The sequence below is a fragment of the Vagococcus vulneris genome (assembly GCF_003950515.1).
In the GTDB taxonomy this organism is placed as follows: domain Bacteria; phylum Bacillota; class Bacilli; order Lactobacillales; family Vagococcaceae; genus Vagococcus; species Vagococcus vulneris.
The window spans coordinates 177,138-194,505 of the sequence record NZ_NGJS01000001.1 but is presented as its reverse complement, the minus strand read 5'-3'; the positions used below and the strand labels follow the sequence as shown (position 1 = coordinate 194,505).

19 protein-coding genes and 1 pseudogene are annotated in these 17,368 nt (G+C 35.6%); 19 read left to right on the top strand and 1 reads right to left on the bottom strand.

The window, feature by feature from the left end:
- Nucleotides 1-17 precede the first annotated feature (17 nt).
- From CBF37_RS00935 to CBF37_RS00855, 17 genes are all read left to right on the top strand, one after another.
- A complete protein-coding gene (locus tag CBF37_RS00935) occupies nt 18-998 on the top strand; it encodes a LacI family DNA-binding transcriptional regulator (protein ID WP_002350264.1) in 981 nt (326 codons plus the stop codon).
- Nucleotides 999-1,122: 124 nt separating this feature from the next.
- Nucleotides 1,123-2,541 carry a family 43 glycosylhydrolase gene (locus tag CBF37_RS00930; RefSeq protein ID WP_042958164.1) on the top strand — a complete coding sequence of 473 codons (1,419 nt, stop codon included), beginning with the start codon at nt 1,123-1,125 and terminating at the stop codon, nt 2,539-2,541.
- A gap of 65 nt (nt 2,542-2,606) precedes the next feature.
- The gene (locus CBF37_RS00925) at nt 2,607-4,076 is read left to right on the top strand and encodes a PTS transporter subunit EIIC (RefSeq protein ID WP_002350262.1); all 1,470 of its coding nucleotides are present in this window, start codon (nt 2,607-2,609) and stop codon (nt 4,074-4,076) included.
- A 9-nt stretch (nt 4,077-4,085) separates the two neighbouring features.
- Nucleotides 4,086-4,553, top strand: coding sequence for a PTS sugar transporter subunit IIA (locus CBF37_RS00920; RefSeq protein ID WP_002350261.1), 468 nt, complete (start codon nt 4,086-4,088; stop codon nt 4,551-4,553).
- A gap of 58 nt (nt 4,554-4,611) precedes the next feature.
- On the top strand, nt 4,612-5,487 hold the full coding sequence (gene scrK / locus CBF37_RS00915) for a fructokinase ScrK (RefSeq protein WP_002350260.1): 876 nt from the start codon (nt 4,612-4,614) through the stop codon (nt 5,485-5,487).
- Between the two features lie 70 nt (nt 5,488-5,557).
- Complete coding sequence (locus CBF37_RS00910; protein WP_125982920.1) at nt 5,558-8,098, top strand: sigma 54-interacting transcriptional regulator; 2,541 nt, start codon at nt 5,558-5,560, stop codon at nt 8,096-8,098.
- A gap of 148 nt (nt 8,099-8,246) precedes the next feature.
- Complete coding sequence (locus CBF37_RS00905) at nt 8,247-9,020, top strand: PTS mannose/fructose/sorbose/N-acetylgalactosamine transporter subunit IIC (protein WP_002350258.1); 774 nt, start codon at nt 8,247-8,249, stop codon at nt 9,018-9,020.
- A complete protein-coding gene (locus tag CBF37_RS00900; RefSeq protein WP_042958178.1) occupies nt 9,013-9,804 on the top strand; it encodes a PTS system mannose/fructose/sorbose family transporter subunit IID in 792 nt (263 codons plus the stop codon). Before CBF37_RS00905 ends, CBF37_RS00900 begins: the two co-directional genes overlap by 8 nt.
- 9 nt (nt 9,805-9,813) lie before the next feature.
- Nucleotides 9,814-10,305 carry a PTS sugar transporter subunit IIB gene (locus tag CBF37_RS00895; protein ID WP_042958160.1) on the top strand — a complete coding sequence of 164 codons (492 nt, stop codon included), beginning with the start codon at nt 9,814-9,816 and terminating at the stop codon, nt 10,303-10,305.
- 17 nt (nt 10,306-10,322) lie between these two features.
- Nucleotides 10,323-10,733 (top strand): PTS sugar transporter subunit IIA, encoded by a 411-nt coding sequence (locus CBF37_RS00890; protein ID WP_002350255.1) that lies wholly within the window; start codon nt 10,323-10,325, stop codon nt 10,731-10,733.
- Nucleotides 10,734-10,738: 5 nt separating this feature from the next.
- A complete protein-coding gene (locus tag CBF37_RS00885; RefSeq protein ID WP_002350254.1) occupies nt 10,739-12,139 on the top strand; it encodes a glycoside hydrolase family protein in 1,401 nt (466 codons plus the stop codon).
- A 20-nt stretch (nt 12,140-12,159) separates the two neighbouring features.
- Nucleotides 12,160-12,534, top strand: coding sequence for a VOC family protein (locus tag CBF37_RS00880; RefSeq protein ID WP_002350253.1), 375 nt, complete (start codon nt 12,160-12,162; stop codon nt 12,532-12,534).
- Between the two features lie 371 nt (nt 12,535-12,905).
- Nucleotides 12,906-13,331 (top strand): RNA polymerase sigma factor, encoded by a 426-nt coding sequence (locus CBF37_RS00875; RefSeq protein ID WP_042958156.1) that lies wholly within the window; start codon nt 12,906-12,908, stop codon nt 13,329-13,331.
- Nucleotides 13,321-13,560 carry a helix-turn-helix domain-containing protein gene (locus CBF37_RS00870; RefSeq protein WP_002350251.1) on the top strand — a complete coding sequence of 80 codons (240 nt, stop codon included), beginning with the start codon at nt 13,321-13,323 and terminating at the stop codon, nt 13,558-13,560. Before CBF37_RS00875 ends, CBF37_RS00870 begins: the two co-directional genes overlap by 11 nt.
- 393 nt (nt 13,561-13,953) lie before the next feature.
- On the top strand, nt 13,954-14,139 hold the full coding sequence (locus tag CBF37_RS00865) for a DUF3173 family protein (protein ID WP_002350250.1): 186 nt from the start codon (nt 13,954-13,956) through the stop codon (nt 14,137-14,139).
- A gap of 5 nt (nt 14,140-14,144) precedes the next feature.
- Nucleotides 14,145-15,293: a site-specific integrase gene (locus CBF37_RS00860; protein ID WP_002350249.1), complete on the top strand. Its 1,149-nt coding sequence runs from the start codon at nt 14,145-14,147 to the stop codon at nt 15,291-15,293.
- A gap of 463 nt (nt 15,294-15,756) precedes the next feature.
- Nucleotides 15,757-15,972 carry a hypothetical protein gene (locus CBF37_RS00855; RefSeq protein ID WP_125982919.1) on the top strand — a complete coding sequence of 72 codons (216 nt, stop codon included), beginning with the start codon at nt 15,757-15,759 and terminating at the stop codon, nt 15,970-15,972.
- Nucleotides 15,973-16,356: 384 nt separating this feature from the next.
- Here CBF37_RS00855 and CBF37_RS11560 read toward each other — a convergent pair whose 3' ends face one another.
- On the bottom strand, nt 16,357-16,494 hold the full coding sequence (locus CBF37_RS11560) for a hypothetical protein (protein WP_165866591.1): 138 nt from the start codon (nt 16,492-16,494) through the stop codon (nt 16,357-16,359).
- 89 nt (nt 16,495-16,583) lie between these two features.
- Here CBF37_RS11560 and CBF37_RS00850 point away from each other — a divergent pair.
- A pseudogene (locus CBF37_RS00850) lies at nt 16,584-16,727 on the top strand (LysR family transcriptional regulator); the annotation flags it as partial.
- Between the two features lie 303 nt (nt 16,728-17,030).
- On the top strand, nt 17,031-17,351 hold the full coding sequence (locus CBF37_RS00840; protein WP_125982917.1) for a carboxymuconolactone decarboxylase family protein: 321 nt from the start codon (nt 17,031-17,033) through the stop codon (nt 17,349-17,351).
- Nucleotides 17,352-17,368 lie beyond the last annotated feature (17 nt).

Here is a 17,368-nt window from a genome sequence, read left to right as displayed (position 1 = left end):
AACCTTGTCAGAAAAAAATGAAAAAAATTGGTATTAGAGAAGTTGCAAAAGAAGCAGAGGTTTCTCCGACAACTGTATCAAGAGTTTTAAATAATCGTGGCTACATCAGTGAGGAAACTAAGAATAAAGTTTTTGATGCCATGAATAAACTGGAATACTATCCTAATGAGCTGGCGCGAGCGCTGTTTAAAAATGAGACGTATACTGTTGGCCTTATATTTCCAACAATAACAAATCCTTTTCATGCAGAGTTGATTCAATCAATCGAGTTTGAACTGTCTAACAAAGGCTACAAGGTATTATTGTGCAATAGTTTAAATAATCCAACTAAGGAAAAAGAATATCTAGCAATGTTAAGGAAAAATCAAGTTGATGGGATTATTGTAGGAACACATAATAAAGATATTGATGATTATAATATTCCCGGATTACCGATTGTAGCAATAGATCGAAATCTAGGGAAGAATACCGTCACTGTGTCTTGTGATAACTATACGGGGGGAGAAATAGCCACTCAATTATTAGTTAGTCATGGATGCAGAAACATTTTATGTATAAGAGGTGATAGCAAAATAAAGCTACCCGCTAATAGTCGAACGTTAGCCTATAAAAATATTATGAAAGAAAACAACCTTGATCCATTAATTTTGGAGGTTCCATTTGTCGCAGAGATAAAAGATAAGAAAAAAATGATTGGAGAGTATCTAGAGACGCATCCAAACATCGACGGAATTTTTGCTGGTGACGATTTATTAGCTACATTGGCAATTAATAGTTTGATTTATATGCGTAAAAATGTTCCTGAAGATGTTAAGGTCGTTGGTTTTGACGGGGCGGAGCAAACGTTAATCTATAATTCGGATTTAACTACAATCCAACAACCTATCGGACAGATTTCTAGTGTGGCGGTTCATAAATTGTTAAACATGATTGGTGGGAAAGAAGAAAAAGATGAACTAGATTTACCGGTAAGACTTTTAAAAAATCATACAGCTTAGGAATTATCGACGAAAAAATAATTTTCGTCGATAAAAAATAATTTATGTGAAACGGGTTGACATATGAAACGGGTTGACATATATTATTGGTGTAAATAAAACCTTTTCAATGGAGGAACAGAAGATGGAAAAACAAGCAATTACAAGCAACCAACATCAACTCTATTATCAGCCTAAAGATGTTTGGGTGGGTGATGTTATGCCTTATGGTAAGGATGGTAAATTTTTTGTTTATCATCAGAGAGATACAAGAAACCCCGTTCCTTTTGGAGAACCGTTTGGTTGGGCCTTAGCGACTACTAAAGATTTTGTCCATTATGAAGATTTTGGAGAATCGCTTTTAAGAGGCGAAGATGATGAGCGGGATCAGTTTATTTATGCCGGGTCAGTTTTTGAAGCAAATGGGAAAGTTCATGCTTTTTATACTGGATACAATCGAGAATTTTTAGCACAGGGGAAAACATCGCAAGTTCTACTGCATGCTGAGAGCGATGATTTTGTTCATTGGAAAAAATCAGAAGCGGCTTTGGAATTAGAGCCACAGGAAGGATACGATATTCGAAACTGGAGAGATCCCTTTGTTGTTTGGGATGACGAAAAGGAAGAGTACTTATTAATTTTGGGTGCCCGTAAAGGTCAAGACAAGCATTTACAAACAGGTCGTTTAGTAAAATTCACATCAGACAATTTGATTGATTGGGAATTCAAGGGAGATTTTTGGGCACCAGATTTGTACACAATGTTTGAAATGCCCGAATTATTTAAAATAGGTGATTGGTGGTATTTAGTTTATTCAGAATATTCTGATGGGAATAAGATACTTTATCGTATGAGTAAGAGTCTGGATGGTCCTTGGCTAAAACCGAAAGATGAAGCTTTTGATGGACGGGCATATTACGCAGGAAGGACCGCTTTCGATGGGGAACGTCGTGTTTTATTTGGTTGGGTTCCAACCAAAGACCAAGAAGATGACAAAAATAATTATCTCTGGGGAGGGACTTTTGTACCGCATGAGGTTTATCAAAAAGAAGATTTCTCACTAGGAGTAAAACCAATCGATGAAGTATGGAAATCCTTTACAGATGGAATTAGTTTGATTGATACGAAACTTTCGACGATTGACACTAGGGAAGAAAAGACGCTTGTAGAGCATAGTGGTACAATTTTCAATTTTGAAACAACTATTTCATTTGATGAGCAGCTCAGTGACTTCTCACTTAGGCTTTACAAAAACTTTGAGACGGATGAATCTTATGAATATCGATTTAACTTGGATGAAGGTCGACTTACTTTTGACAAAAATCCCTGCTATCCATGGTTCCAATACATGGATAAGGGCTTAATTAGACCAATTAACTTAAGACCAAATGAGTCTTACAATTTGAAAGTAATCGTTGATGACAATATCTTGACTCTATATATTGATGGGATTGCTTTGAATGCTCGTGTTTATGATCAGTTTGGCGATGCGATCACAATTACAGCTACGAATGGATCACTAACCGTATCTGACTCAAAGTTTTCAAATAAAATTTTGAAATAGAAAATTACACTATTCTTGCGGCAGGTGAGACCTCTTCATTTGCCGCATATGAGGAGGAAAATGAGATGGATTATAAAAAAGCTGCTGAAGAAGTATTAGCCAACATTGGTGGCCGGGAAAATGTTGCCAGTGTTACTCATTGTATCACTCGTTTACGTCTGATTCTTAAAGATAAGGACAAGGCCGACATGGAAAAGCTTGAGAATATTGAAGGAGCTAAAGGTGTTCTATTCAACAGCGGTCAACTTCAAGTAATTTTTGGCACTGGTACAGTCGAAAAAGTTTATGCGGAATTTGTAAGATTAACTGGGGTAAAAGAAGTATCGGTTTCAGAAATGAAAGATGAAGGCGTTAACAATTCAGGCAATAAACTACAACAAGCATTCAAAGTATTCTCAGATATTTTTATTCCAATTATTCCGGCTTTTATTGGAGCAGCTATGGTATTAGGTATTCGTTCCCTAATAACGACTCCAGGAATGTTTGGCATGGAGGGTTCCTTTGCTGACCATAATGTTTTTCTAAATGATTTAGCTAGTTTTTTTGGGATCATCGCTACCACTTTTGATTATTTACCAGTTTTAGTTATGTATTCGGCAACAAAGCGTTTTGGAGGTAACCCAATCTTAGGGTTGCTAGTCGGATTTGTGATGATTCATCCGGGACTTGCCAATCGCAATGATTTTGTCATGAATGCAGTCAAACCAGAATATTGGCATTTATTTGGTCTAAGTATTCCGGCTGTAGCTTTTCAGGGGGGAGTTTTTCCAGCCATATTGACCTCGTGGTTTTTAGCAAAAGTTGAAAAAATTACGAATAAGTATTCACCACAAGTCCTTGCTTATATTCTAGTTCCTACAGTTACCATTATTTTATCCAATTTTGCCTTATTTTTAGTATTTGGTCCGTTAGGAAATTTTGTTGGTAATGTTCTTGGAGGAATCATTGATTTTCTATATATGAAAATGGGGGCATTTGGAGCGTTTGTATTCGCTGGCGCACTTCAACCGTTAGTTGTTACTGGAACGCAACATGCTATTCAGGGGATTGAAGCAAATTTGGTAGCAACTACAGGTTTTAATTATATTCAACCTATCTGGTCAGTATCTATAATTGCGCAGGGCGGAGGCTGTATCGGGATGTATCTATTATTTAAAAAGAAATCAAAAGATCGTGATATTGCCCTTTCAAGTTTCATTCCCACTCTGGTAGGAATTACGGAACCAGCGATATTTGCTGTTAATTTGAAGTATTCCATTGTTCCATTTGTTTGCTCATTTATCGGTGCTGGTTTTGGTGGAGCTTTCATGAAGATTTTTGATGTTAAAGCAATTGGTCAGGGCTTGACAGTTTTACCAGGATTGACGATTGCTAATCCTGTCTTACCATATATTATTGGGAATCTTATTGCGTTTACGTTGCCAATTATATTTATTCTTGTATATGACAAATATAAGGTGTTTATTCCAGAATCTAAGCATCGTAAATTTTCAGATGAGTTATCATCAAAAAAACAGCCAATACAGGTAAAGTGAGCGACTGATATGCTAAATATTTTTAAGAAAAAAGAAGTTAAGATTGTTGCGCCAACAACGGGGATTTTTAAAGAATTGGCAGAATTGAGCGATCCTGTATTTTCAAAGGGTATGATGGGTCAAGGATTTGCTATTAGGCCTATTAAGGGTGAAGTTGTTTCTCCCATAAATGGAATTGTCACAAACATTTTTCCGACTAAGCATGCGATTAGCTTAAAAAGCGCATCCGGTTTAGAACTCTTAATACATGTTGGGATGGATACCGTTGAATTAAACGGACAGGGCTTTGATGTTCAAGTGAAAGAAAATCAAAAAGTAAAATCTGGAGACAATCTGATGTTTGTAAATCTTCAAGTTTTGGAAGAAAGGGACAAACCCAATGATGTTATCGTGGTATTTCCAGAATATCAAGGAAAAATATCTATTCCTGAATTGAAAAGTGTAGAACAGGGGCAAAAGCTTTTCGATTTAGTATGATGAATGATGATTTAGCAAAAATCATTCATAATTAAAAAAGAGAAATCGAGGGAAAGCAATGGTTTATGGTGCAATTGAAGCTGGTGGAACGAAATTTGTGTGTGCAGTTGGCGATGAAGACTTCAATCTTTTGGCTAAAGCGAGTTTCCCAACAACCACGCCGGCAGAAACAATGCAATTGGTGATTGAATTTTTTACTCAGTATAAAGAGGATTTGCAAAGTATCGGAGTCGGATCTTTTGGGCCGATTGATATTCAAAGAGAGTCTAAAACTTATGGTTTTATCACAGCGACTCCTAAGAGTGCTTGGCAGAATTTTGATTTTGTAGGTACTTTAAAAAAATTTTTTGCGGTTCCAATCGCTTGGACTACCGACGTCAATGCGGCTTGTTACGGGGAATATATTTTAGGTTATGGCAGTGAATATTCTAATGTAGTCTACTATACCGTAGGAACAGGAATCGGCGGAGGCGCAATTCAAAATGGGCGTTTCATTGAAGGGTTCAGCCATCCAGAGATGGGGCATATGCTTGTTAGGCGACATCAGAAGGATCATTTTTCTGGTAGCTGTCCGTTTCACCAAGACTGTTTAGAAGGATTGGCAGCCGGTCCAGCCATTGAAAAAAGAACAGGTAAAAAAGGACAAGAAGTAGCTGAAAAAGATCCAGTATGGGAAATTGTAGCCTCTTATATTGCTCAATGTGCTTATAACACCACATTGATGCTTTCTCCTGACGTGATTATCTTTGGTGGCGGTGTCATGAAACAGACACAACTAAAAATGAAAGTGCAGGAAAAATTTCTAGAGTTACTTAATGACTATGTTAGTATACCTAAGATTGCTGATTATATCGTAACACCTAAGTTAGGGGATCATGCCGGGATAACTGGCTGCTTGGCATTGGCAAAAGAAGTTAAACAGCATTCAGCGTAAACAAACGAGATCGTCTTGGCTTTAAGGTTGAGGCGGTCTATTTCTATTAAAGCTAGTGGGAGGAAAAGAGTTGAAAATAAAGATGAAGGAAGCAGTCTTGGGATACATTGAAGAAGACTTGGAAAAAGCGACTTTTGCCGCGCAAGAAATCGCAACTCATTTTGGTATCAAACGAAGTGTGGCTTCACATTATTTGAACCAACTATTTTCTGAAAGGAAGCTATCTAAGAATGATACTGTTCGACCGGTCCTATTTCAATTAGCTAAAAACGAAGCAACGGACTACTTTTCTACTTTCATTGGTTTTGACAAGTCGTTGAAGTCGACCATAAATAAATGCAAAGCTGCCGTAATGTATCCACCTAATGGTCTACCGTTGATTATAAAAGGAAATAGCGGTGTCGGAAAAAGTTACTTAGCAAAGTTGATCTATCATTATGCGCTTGACCGAGAAGTAATCAAGCAGAAGGCGAAATTCGTTGTTGTAAATTGCGCGGATTATGCGAATAATCCAGAATTATTGTCAGCAGTATTATTTGGCTATAAAAAAGGCGCCTTCACGGGAGCAGAAAAGGATACTGAGGGGATGCTGTCTTCGGCAGATGGGGGCTACTTGTTTTTAGATGAGGTGCACAATTTAAGTTCAGAAAATCAGGAAAAACTTTTTCTATTAATGGATTCTCATAAATATCGGAAATTAGGAGAAAGTGAAAAGTGGGAATCGGCCAATGTTCGACTAATTTTAGCAACCACTGAAAATACGAATAATGCATTGCTAACAACGTTTAGAAGGAGGATTCCTGCCGAAATCACCCTACCAGACTATAACAATAGAAGCACTTCGGAAAAAATTCAGTTGTTGTTTGGCTTTCTGAGTGCGGAAGCAACTGAGATTGCGAGCAAAATTTTTTGTCCAATCCCTCTTTTTACCCATTTTTTGTCAAAATCATTTGAAGGAAATATCGGGGAGCTTAAGAATGAAATAAAACTTTTATGTGCAGAAGGGTATATCCAAAATAGTAAAAAGGAAGCCATTTATCTAGGTAACCCATCTGATAGTGGCTTTTGGATAGAGCCCGGCATTCCTTTTGATTCTAATCAATTCTTTTATGAGGCGCTTACGACTATTAATTTACGTGGTTTATTCCAAAATAGTGATTCAATCAAAGAGAAGATGTCTCAGCTAGATAATGAAATCAATCAAAAATGCCAAAATATTTCAGGGTATGATTATTTCAAAGATGATGAATTTCAGGTTTTAAGGACCTACGTATTGGATTGTATTTCCACCACGATAATGAATGCAGGGAAGGGGGCGATCGAAGAAATAGCAGAAGCACTTAGTATTTTCATTCTATTCATTGACGCAGTTGATGAGATAGATAGGAGTTTCTTGTTCTCTCATTTACGGAAATTTTCATCACAAAATGAAAAATATCTCTTATTAGCTAAAAAGATTTGCACAGATATAGAAATTGAAGGGAGTAAAAAGGATTTATTATTGAGATGGACGGTTTTTCTTGTAACAAAATATTATGAAAATTTACCTGAAACCCATTGCCTGATTGTGATGCATGGTGGACAAACAGCTACAGCATTAGCTAGTGAAACAAATAAACTGTTAGGAAACTACGTCTATGACGGATTCAACATGCCCATTGATGGAAAGACAGAAGATGTTATAGCACTAATCAATAATTTTTGCCAAAATATTGATACATCAAAGGGGCTCATTGTGCTTGTCGATATGGGTTCTTTGGAACAGATGTATGAAAAAATCGAATCAAATGTAATCGGGGATTTAGTAATTTTAAACAACGTTTCTACCGGGTTAGCAATTGAGTGCGGGATGCAAGTTTGTCAAAAGAAACCGGTGAGCTATTTTCATCAAATGGATTTTGATCCCTATAAAGTAAAGGTTCAATATTACAAAGGACTATCTCAAAAGAAAAATATTATTGTTTCATGCCTTTCAGGGCAAGGGATTTCTGAAAAAGTAAAAGAAATATTGAGTAATTATTTAGCAGAACAGTTAGAGGTTCTAACCTTCGATTTAAACGCATTGAAAAAAATAGCGGATGAGAAAGACCAGGTAATTTTTAAGGATACTGTTTTTGTTTTGTCTTCGATTGATTTATGCATTGAAGGAGTTGAGTGCTTAAATCTTGAAGAAGTGATTAATGGAAATCAAACTTTGGAAAAATTAGAGGACTATCTCGCGGCTGATCAATGTGAGCGGTGTCTAAATGAATTGATTAAACTCTTCACAATTGAGGGTGCCAGTATGAAACTACGCTTTTTAGATTCTAAAAAGGTTTTTAATGATATTGAAAAAGTGCTCTATGAATACGAAAAATATTATCAAATAAAAATCCCAAGTTTTTTACGGATCAACCTATTTTTACATCTTTCCAGCATGATTGAACGAATCATGATAGGGGATGGAGCAGTTGATGCGAATCTAATGATAGAACAAGAGACATTTGCGGAGTTCTTACAAATATCACAAAAGATTTTTTCGGAAATTAGGATGATCTATTGTATAGAGATCCCTAAAGGAGAGTACGAATTAATATTTATGATTTTTGAACAAACTTTTTTCACTATTTAATTGAGCGTCTAAAAAATGAAAGGGTGTTCAATTTTTTTTTGGACGCTCTTAATAGTTAGAAAAGCTTTCTATCGTCTACTTTTAGCCCCTTAAAAAATTGGCATACTAATTGCATAAATAAAAGTATTAACAGAAAGGAGAGAAAAGAATGGCATTTTGGCAAACACTATTAGTTGTACTGTATGGGTTCTTTATTAACTGGGATAAGGAAGGGCCCAAGCTAGGGACCTCTCAACCAGTAGTTGCAGGCTTTTTGACAGGATTCATCATGGGAGATGTACAAACAGGCCTATACATTGGTGGGACGCTTCAACTAATGACACTGGGAATCACCAGTTTTGGCGGTGCTTCGGTACCAGATTATCAAACAGCTGCGCTAATTGGCACCTATTTGGCGATTTCAACGAATCAAGATGCAGCGATTGGAATTACTTTAGCTATTCCTGTTGCGATGCTGATTGTTCAATTGGATGTTTTGAAATGGTCGACCAACATTTTTTTCCAGCAGCAAGCTGAGAAATTTGCACAAAAAGCGGATTATCGTAAATTAGAATGGATGCAATACTTGGCGTCAATTAATACGAGCTTTGTATCGGGAATTCCAGTTTTATTAACGGTTATCTTAGGCCCCACTTTAGTTGGCAGTGCGATTAATTATATTCCCGAATGGGTAACAGGAGGATTGAAGGTGGCAGGAGGCTTACTCCCTGCTGTGGGTATTGGAATGCTATTAAAATATCTTCCTACGAAAGACTATTTTGCATATTTGTTAGTTGGGTTTGTGCTGGCTGTTTATTTGCAGCTACCGATCTTAGGGATTTCATTACTAGGTGCAGCAATTGCGTTAATTGTTTATAAACAAAATGCTCACAAGGAACAGGCAGTATCAACAGTAGGGGGAGGTTTCGATGAAGATGAGTAAAAAATTGACCAAAACCGATCGACAAGTAATTTTTCGCTGGATTCTCAATGGAGCAACTTCATTGAATTATGAAAAAATGGAAGGCTTAGGTTATGCCTATTCAATGCTTCCGTTCATTAAAGAAACATATAAAGACGACCCAGAAGGTATGAAGCAATCAGTATTAGCCCATCTTCAGTTCTTTAATACGACACCTTATACTGCACCGTACATTATTGGAATGAATGTTGGGATTGAGAAAGAAGAAAAAAACGGCGCATTAGAGGCCGTTAGTGCCCTTAAAACAGGACTTATGGGTCCTTTGGCTGGTATTGGTGATAGTGTTTTTGTTGTCATTCCGTGGACAATATTTGGCGCAATTGCCGCAAATATGGCTTTAGAAGGTAGCTTTGTAGGAATTATTCTATGGATCATAGCCTCAATTTTATTGCGATTAACCGCTTACCCACTGTATCGAGCAGGTAAGGAATCGGGAAGCAGTTTATTAACTCAAATTGAGACCAAGCTTAAATCAATTACCAACGCTGTCTCAATTTTGGGGTTAATGGTAGTAGGAGCGTTGATTGCTACAGTTGTGAAAGTGAATGTCGCGTTTGAATTTAAGCAAGGCGATTTGAAAATGACAGGAAATGAGATATTCGATCAAGTCATGCCGGGTCTTTTGCCAGCATGTGTAGTCGCAATTGTCTACTATTTATTAGGTAAAAAAGTAAAACCTGTATACGTTATTTTATTGATTTTAGTTGTTTCGATTGCTTTAAGAGCCGCAAATATAGTGAAGTAGGTGTTGAAAATGAGTGAACAGATGAAAGGGATTATCCATGTACGGATTGACGACCGAATGATCCATGGACAAGTAGCCACACAATGGACCAATCAATTAAATGCTAGCAGAATTATGGTAATTAATAACGACGTGGCCAACGATGACGTAAAGAAATCCGTTGTCCGTTTAGCAGCTCCGCCAAATGTTAGAACATCAATAATTACTAAAGAAACAGCACTTACTAATATTCTTGCTGGAAAGTATGCCGGTCAACGAGTACTTGTTGTCGCGGTATCGCCAGTTGATGTTCAGTTTCTAATTGAGCAAGGACTACCGATAACGAGTGTCAATGTCGGCAATTTATCAAGGCGAGAAGGGACTGAGCGAATCCGGCCAACGATAAATATCACGGACATTGAACGACAAGCTTTTAAAGACTTAATGGATCGTGGAGTAGAGGTGACCGTAGTTCAGACGCCGCGAGATGCCAAAGAATATTTAAAAGATTTTATCAAATAAAGTTGAGGGATAGGTAGATGGAATTTGTAATTACTTCTCATGGTAGCATTGCTGCTGGTTTTGCTGAAACATTGAAAATGTTTTTCGGTGAGACGGCTGATTGCCACGTCGTCTCGTTGGGAAATGAGGGAATTGAAGATTTTCGCATAAAGATCGAGCAAACGGTCGAGCTAATTAAAACAGAGGATGTCCTGATCTTTGCAGATTTAATTGGAGGGACTCCCTTTAATGAGTTTGCTAAAAGAGGTGAGCGTTTTCAAAAGGAATTTCATCTCCTTGGAGGAACAAATTTAGGTTTGTTGATTGAAGCCATGAATATGAAACTGCAGGAAGAAAAAGGTAGTGCTATCGTAAAACGGTTACGCCAGAACACTACGATCGGATTTTATGAAGATCTACAAAAAATGACGAATGAAGAGGATGAATAGAAACCATGCAAAAAATTTTTTATCAACCAAACGGACTTTGGTTTGGTGACTGTATGCCATTTTTTAAAGATGGGGTCTACTACTTATTTCATCAACGTGATACTAGAAAGCCTAAGCCATTGACCGATCCTTTTGGTTGGTCTCTGGTGACAACTAAAGACTTTGTGACTTTTGAAGATTATGGAGAAGTGATTCCACATGGCGGGAAAGACGATATTGATCAGTTTATCTATGCGGGAAGTATTATTCAAGGAGTACATGAGCAGCTAGCGTTATATACAGGACATAACCGTCAGGCAAAATTAGCTGGAAAAACATCGGAAGTCCTGATGGTGGCAAGCTCTGATGATTTGGTTCATTGGAAAAAGTCTGGGGAAGCAGCCAAGCTTGTCCCGCAAGCCGGATACGATAAGAACGATTGGCGTGACCCTTTTGTGATTTATGATCAAGAGCGAGGAAAATATGTTTTAGTGTTAGGGGCTAGAAAACCCGCTAGTAAGAAAAAACCAACGGGGCGTCTTGTGTATTTTGAATCATCTGATTTACAAGATTGGGAATTTATGGGTGATTATTGGGCAAATGATGAATTCAACATGATTGAAATGCCGGACATCTTCGAAATGAATGGTACGTGGTATTTATTATTTTCGGAATACTGCGAAGATAAAAAAACAAAATATCGAATAGGTTCAGGCTTGTTCAATAAATGGCAGTCACCACTAGACGAAGCATTTGATGGGAAAGCTTATTATGCAGCACGCACTGTTGGGACAAATGAGACCGGTCGCTTTCTAACCGGATGGGTTGCCACAAAAGAAGCTGAAGACGATCAAAATATTTGGGATTGGGGAGGAGCGCTTGTTCCACACCAAGTTATCCAAAAAGAGGACAAGACACTGGGAGTTCGATTGCCCCAAACAATTATTGATCATTTTGAAAAAAATACCTCTTTTCCAGGTTTTAGCTTAGAACAGGTGGATGGAAAGAAAGAGAAATTTATAATTCCTGAAAGTGATGACTATTTCTTAATGGAAACAAAGGTGACTGTAGCAAGTGGGACAAAAGAGTTTGCAGTGAAGTTATTTACAGACCAAGTAACGCAAGAAGGCTATGAATATCGTATTTCACTGAACAATCAGCAGCTTTCTTTTAATAAAACACCGAATTATCCTTGGCCACAGCTGTTTGATAAAGGGTTACAGCGTCCTTTATATTTAGAACCAGAAAAAGAGTATGATGTGAAGCTGATTGTGGATGGGACGTTGGCCGTTCTTTATATTAATGATGTTGCATTGAGTACACGAATGTATGACAAACCCGGAAAGAGTATCAGTTTTACTGTTACTGAAGGGACCATTGAAATGGGAGAGATTCGCTATTCAACAGAGTATAGTTGTGGGTTCTAACCACTAGGAAGGAAAGACAGATGAAATTAAATGGCTTGCAACACATTGGTATTCCAACAGAAGATTTTACGGCTTCGAAAAAGTTTTATGAATCTTTGGGTTTCACCTTGATCAATCAAGAGAAAAACGGTACGAGTAATGTGGGGTTTTTCAATCTAAATGGAACAGTTATTGAAATTTGGGAAGATGCTTCAAGTGGTACTAAAGGCGCTATTGATCATATAGCCTTGGATACCGATGATATTGAGCTGGCTTATCAAACAGTCAAGCAGCTAGGGTACCCCTTAATAAATGAAAAAATTGAAAACTTGCCTTTTTGGGAGCAGGGGATTCTATATTTCAATTTTTTAGGCCCTAACAATGAGGTTATTGAGATCTCCGAAAGAATCAGATAATTTTTTGGTAGAATTAATGCAAAATGTTATCGATATCAAAGCTTCATTTTTTTAATCTATTAATTAGTATCAAAACGTGTTACTTCTATTTTCTGAATGGTAAATCAACATTTTTACATCAAAAAAAGTGTATCAATCATACAAGAATCGACACTTGAAAGCTTACATTACGTGAGGCAACTGTTCATAAAAAAATAATAAGAAAAAATACCTTATATCTACATGATAACTTCTGAAATACGTATGGACATTTTGTCTATACGTATATTTTTTTTTGAATTTTCGAAAAAAAGTATAACTCAAATTGTAGTAGTAGTGGAAAGAGGAAAGAATGTCAGAATAAAAAAGCTGTTGTCTAGGAGGAAATAAATATGAATCATTCGCTGGATTCTCATATAACTCATATGTTTGATAGTTTTTGTAAGACCGTGATACGTAATGAAGTGAGGAATATTAATAAACAATACTCACGTATAAGAAGGCGTCAAGTATCACTGTCACAGATTCCTAAAGATATTTTAGACGGTTTTCAGGTTAGAGATTGTTCAATAGAAAATAGTGAATTATATTCCATTTTTGGAATGAAGTTAATTGTTTCTGATCTTACTTTATCTGAGGGAATTAATTATCTGCCTGAACAAAAGAAAAAGATTATTTTATTATATTACTTTGCTGGTTTCAATGATCGTGAAATTGGAGAAGTTTTACAGATGAGCGTTGGAGGAATATGGTATCAACGCAAAGAAGCAGAAGATGAACTGAGAGAAAATTTGGAGTATCTAAGAAATGAATATTAAGGATAATCATTTAACGCTAACATCAAAAGTAATACTTGAAGCTGTATCTGGCGATCCAATAGCAATGAACTGTGTATTGAATCACTATCAAGGATATATAGTAAGTCTCTCGTTACGCAAAGATTATACAGAATTTGCTAAATCTCCTTTTTATGTTGATGAATATACTCGCAGAAGGTTGGAGACGAAGTTAATGGAAAAAATCATGACTTTTAATATTACTCGTTAGTCTTCTGACTCTTTTCTCTTTCCATTTTCGTTCTATGAAAGTTTTGTACATTTTTTGTTCGAAATTTTCATAGGGTGAAAAACCCTTCTGTTCTTTGACAAGAAAATATCAATTCTATCAGTACTTTAGTTTTTAAACTTTCTTCTTTTGATACGCCATGACGGGTAACTAGCTCAGAGCGAATACTATGAAGAGAATTAGTTGAATGCTTTATAATGATACTTCCGTAACCAAATTGGCTCGCCATCACTGGGGAGAGGTAAAATACCTATGTGCAATAATATTGCAGCTGATAGATGTTTAAATATTTAGAAATCAATTATTATGAAAATAGTTTTGATTTCGTAAAAATAATGATTAAAACCCAAGACTATTAACAAAGAAGGCGCTATAATGAAAACAGCTACTCGTAAAGATCTAATTGAGATAGGTTTTTCACAGTATTACGCTGACAAAATTTTCAAGGAATGTAAAAAACTTCTGGTTCAACGAGGTTATTCTTTTTATCGAAACACAAAAATAAAAAGAATTCCCATAAATATTATCGAAGAAGTTTTGAATATTTCTTGGGAGGAATAATACTGATGAAGAGAGTTTCGAATATATACAAAGATAAAAAAAGAGGGACTTGGTATTTTAGTGTTACTTTAGGATATGATCGTTTTGGGAAAAGAATTCAACCAACAAGAAGAGGGTTTAAAACGCAACGTGAAGCAAAAGAAGCTCTGGAGGAATTAAAAAAGAATTATTCAGATTCGCAAGGTGTGTACTTACAAGGAATCAAATTTAATGACTTCTATGAGAAATACTTTTTTCCATGGTATAGACTTGGAACTGTTGAAAAGACTTATGTTAAAACTAATAATATTTTACAACGTGCACTCGATTATTTTGGAATGATGCAAATGGAAAATATTCGCCCGATTCATATTCAAGAATTTCAGCAACATCTTGTTGAAAATTGTAATGTGAAAAGGAAAGATGGCTCTGTTCTTCCTTTATCGAACAATTATGTCAAACAAATGTTCAATAAATTGAGAGTTGTTTTTAAACGAGCAGTTGTTCTGGAGGTTATCAAGGAGAACCCGGTTGATACAATAGGAAAAATTAAAACGGAACGTTCTCAGGTCGATTTTTGGACTGTTGATGAATTTAAGAGCTTTTATAATTACTCTTATCAGAATGATTTTCAAGAATCATTTTACAAACGATTAATTCGCTTTGTTTTTGTAACAGGTGTCAGAAGTGAAGAATTATTGGCTTTGCAATGGTCTGATTTTGATTTGGAAAAAGGGACCTGTAGTATCAATAAATCCATTTATATTCGTACAAGAGAAGATTATGAATTTACTGATACCAAAAACAAGTCAAGCATCCGCACAATTACTTTAGATAAACAAACTGTTAAGGAACTGAAAGAGTGGAAAGAAATGCAGGCAACGATTGGTGATAATATCGATTTTGTCTTCTCGTTTGACGGTCTGCCACCTTCACCGCGTACAATCCTTAATCGTATCAAAAAGTTGTCAGAGCTTGCTGGAGTAAAACCAATACACATGCATGGATTAAGACACTCACATGTTGCTTTTTTAGTTGAACACAATAAAAATATTTATGCGATATCAAAGCGATTAGGTCATTCTTCCATAAAAACTACCTTAGATAAATATGGCCATCTATATCCAGAAACTAATCAAACACTCGCGGATGAATTCACGAAGTTTGATATTTAATTTTTTCTCATTTTTATGCTGTCAATTGGTTGTCACGAGCCATTATTGATGTTTCCGATGTTGATATACCAGGCTTTAGGCTATGGTTGGCGGTATCGAAGATGGATGAGGACGAACCTAAGAAGTAATTGAATTTATAAATCGTTTAAGAAGTAAAAAAGTTGCCTGTCATTTGTTTTTCCTTAATTAAAAGGATAACTTATGATGGGTCAACTTTTTTACATTTTTCCATTAAAAATGAATTTATAGACATGAAAAATTTAAGCGGATTATCAATAGATTAATGTATAGGATAGTATTCTGTAGTGATTAATTTAAAACTTTTTAACTTTAAAGATTGAACTAAAAGATATCTTCAATTTATGAGAGTATTATTTAATATCTGTATAAAAAAATGACGCTATTAAAAATTGAGCGTATAATAATGAATAGTAAGAGATAAAATAGGGAGTAGGGATGGCTTTTGAAAAATGAAAAAAAAATCAAAGAAAATTTAGATTATTTAATCGATTTAATGAAAAATGCAACTGCTGATGATTATGAAGAATTACAACGCGAAATGCAGCAGCCAGATCGTCGTCATCTTTTGAAGGATGCATACGAACTTTTAAATGATTATGATGGGGATGACCGTGAAGAATTTAAAGCAAAGATTGAGAAGTTAAGTCAAGAATTGTAAAAAAACTGTACAGAAAAAATTCTTGTGCGGTTTTTTTGTTATAGTCTGTTGTAAAATTTGATACTCTCATCGTTCTTGGAGATGATTAGTTTTAAATTTATCGTGTTTGTTAACCATTCAGGTTTTAACGGAACATCTATTGTGTCACCATTAAGACTATCATGATCAATACTATTTATAAGGAAATGGATTATTTGTTTAAAAATGTCGATTTTATCAAGTTATGGAATCGGATGTTTAGTGACATTCTCATGAAATACGAAGTATTCATCATTTGTCATAAACATTGATAACAATGTCTTATCCTATATAATCCATGGTTAAGATGTTTATTAAATTCTAATTCATCTTGGTAATTTTGAAATTCTAATGTGTGTTCTACGCTCATTTTTTTAAATCGTGTTCTTTGTTACGATAAGTTAAAACTGTTCGATGTGACATACCAACTTTTTCAGCTAGTTCGTTTGCAGAAATATTGCGGTTGAATATTAATTTTGCAACTTTATCTAAATCAATAATCATTCTATCACTTATATTTATATTCATTTTAATATTTATTAGTTTATTAAAACAAATAAATATATTATGTAAACTTTATAGGAACTGATGACATGGACTTAAGACGACTAAACTATTTTTTAGCAATTATTAAAGAGGGATCTATTTCTGGAGCAGCAAAGTTATTAAATATTACACAACCTACACTGAGTCGTCAACTGAAGGAGTTAGAAGAAGAATTAGATACTGTTCTGTTCGAAAATTTCTGATTTAAATATTCGAGGGACGTTTAATCTAACATTTAACATACTTCCGTTAGTTCAATCGTGTGTCGGCTCTGCAGTTGCAATTCTTGATGATGATCTGGTATTTATTCCTTTTTATCCGGAGATTAAAGCGAATTGCTTGCTGACTGCACCAGCAGAAAAATTTTTTTCAAATGTTAGCCATGTTTTCAAGGCATAGCACTGTATAGAAAAAGTATTAGACGACATAATTAATCAGTTTTACTATTACAGTGTAATGAAGTTACAATTTGTGTCATTTTTTAGGAGGTAATGGTGATGAAAAAACAAACAGCAGGACGAGATAACTTGGGAGAATTTGCACCTAAATTTGCAGAATTAAATGATGATGTTCTTTTTGGTGAAGTTTGGTCAAGAGAGAACGAATTAAGTGCTCTTCAAAGAAGTCTGATTACAATCTCTGCATTAATTTCTGGTGGCAATTTGGAACAACTTCCGGCACATTTAGCTATAGGTAAAGATAATGGCATTACGAAAGAAGAGATAGCAGAAGTTATTACACATTTATCATTTTATGTTGGATGGCCGAAAGCTTGGTCGGCATTTAATGCGGCTAAAGAAGTTTACAAGGATTAATAATGAGAGTGGGGTAA

Bases quoted from the DNA above. Each gene is read 5' to 3' on its own strand.
- CBF37_RS11560 (WP_165866591.1), bottom strand. From the start codon at position 16,494: ATGATTATTGATTTAGATAAAGTTGCAAAATTAATATTCAACCGCAAT.
- CBF37_RS00930 (WP_042958164.1), top strand. From the start codon at position 1,123: ATGGAAAAACAAGCAATTACAAGCAACCAACATCAACTCTATTATCAG.
- CBF37_RS00885 (WP_002350254.1), top strand. From the start codon at position 10,739: ATGCAAAAAATTTTTTATCAACCAAACGGACTTTGGTTTGGTGACTGT.
- CBF37_RS00860 (WP_002350249.1), top strand. From the start codon at position 14,145: ATGAAGAGAGTTTCGAATATATACAAAGATAAAAAAAGAGGGACTTGG.
- CBF37_RS00905 (WP_002350258.1), top strand. From the start codon at position 8,247: ATGGCATTTTGGCAAACACTATTAGTTGTACTGTATGGGTTCTTTATT.
- CBF37_RS00865 (WP_002350250.1), top strand. From the start codon at position 13,954: ATGAAAACAGCTACTCGTAAAGATCTAATTGAGATAGGTTTTTCACAG.
- scrK (WP_002350260.1), top strand. From the start codon at position 4,612: ATGGTTTATGGTGCAATTGAAGCTGGTGGAACGAAATTTGTGTGTGCA.
- CBF37_RS00890 (WP_002350255.1), top strand. From the start codon at position 10,323: ATGGAATTTGTAATTACTTCTCATGGTAGCATTGCTGCTGGTTTTGCT.
- CBF37_RS00880 (WP_002350253.1), top strand. From the start codon at position 12,160: ATGAAATTAAATGGCTTGCAACACATTGGTATTCCAACAGAAGATTTT.
- CBF37_RS00935 (WP_002350264.1), top strand. From the start codon at position 18: ATGAAAAAAATTGGTATTAGAGAAGTTGCAAAAGAAGCAGAGGTTTCT.
- CBF37_RS00895 (WP_042958160.1), top strand. From the start codon at position 9,814: ATGAGTGAACAGATGAAAGGGATTATCCATGTACGGATTGACGACCGA.
- CBF37_RS00870 (WP_002350251.1), top strand. From the start codon at position 13,321: ATGAATATTAAGGATAATCATTTAACGCTAACATCAAAAGTAATACTT.
- CBF37_RS00920 (WP_002350261.1), top strand. From the start codon at position 4,086: ATGCTAAATATTTTTAAGAAAAAAGAAGTTAAGATTGTTGCGCCAACA.
- CBF37_RS00900 (WP_042958178.1), top strand. From the start codon at position 9,013: ATGAGTAAAAAATTGACCAAAACCGATCGACAAGTAATTTTTCGCTGG.
- CBF37_RS00875 (WP_042958156.1), top strand. From the start codon at position 12,906: ATGAATCATTCGCTGGATTCTCATATAACTCATATGTTTGATAGTTTT.
- CBF37_RS00925 (WP_002350262.1), top strand. From the start codon at position 2,607: ATGGATTATAAAAAAGCTGCTGAAGAAGTATTAGCCAACATTGGTGGC.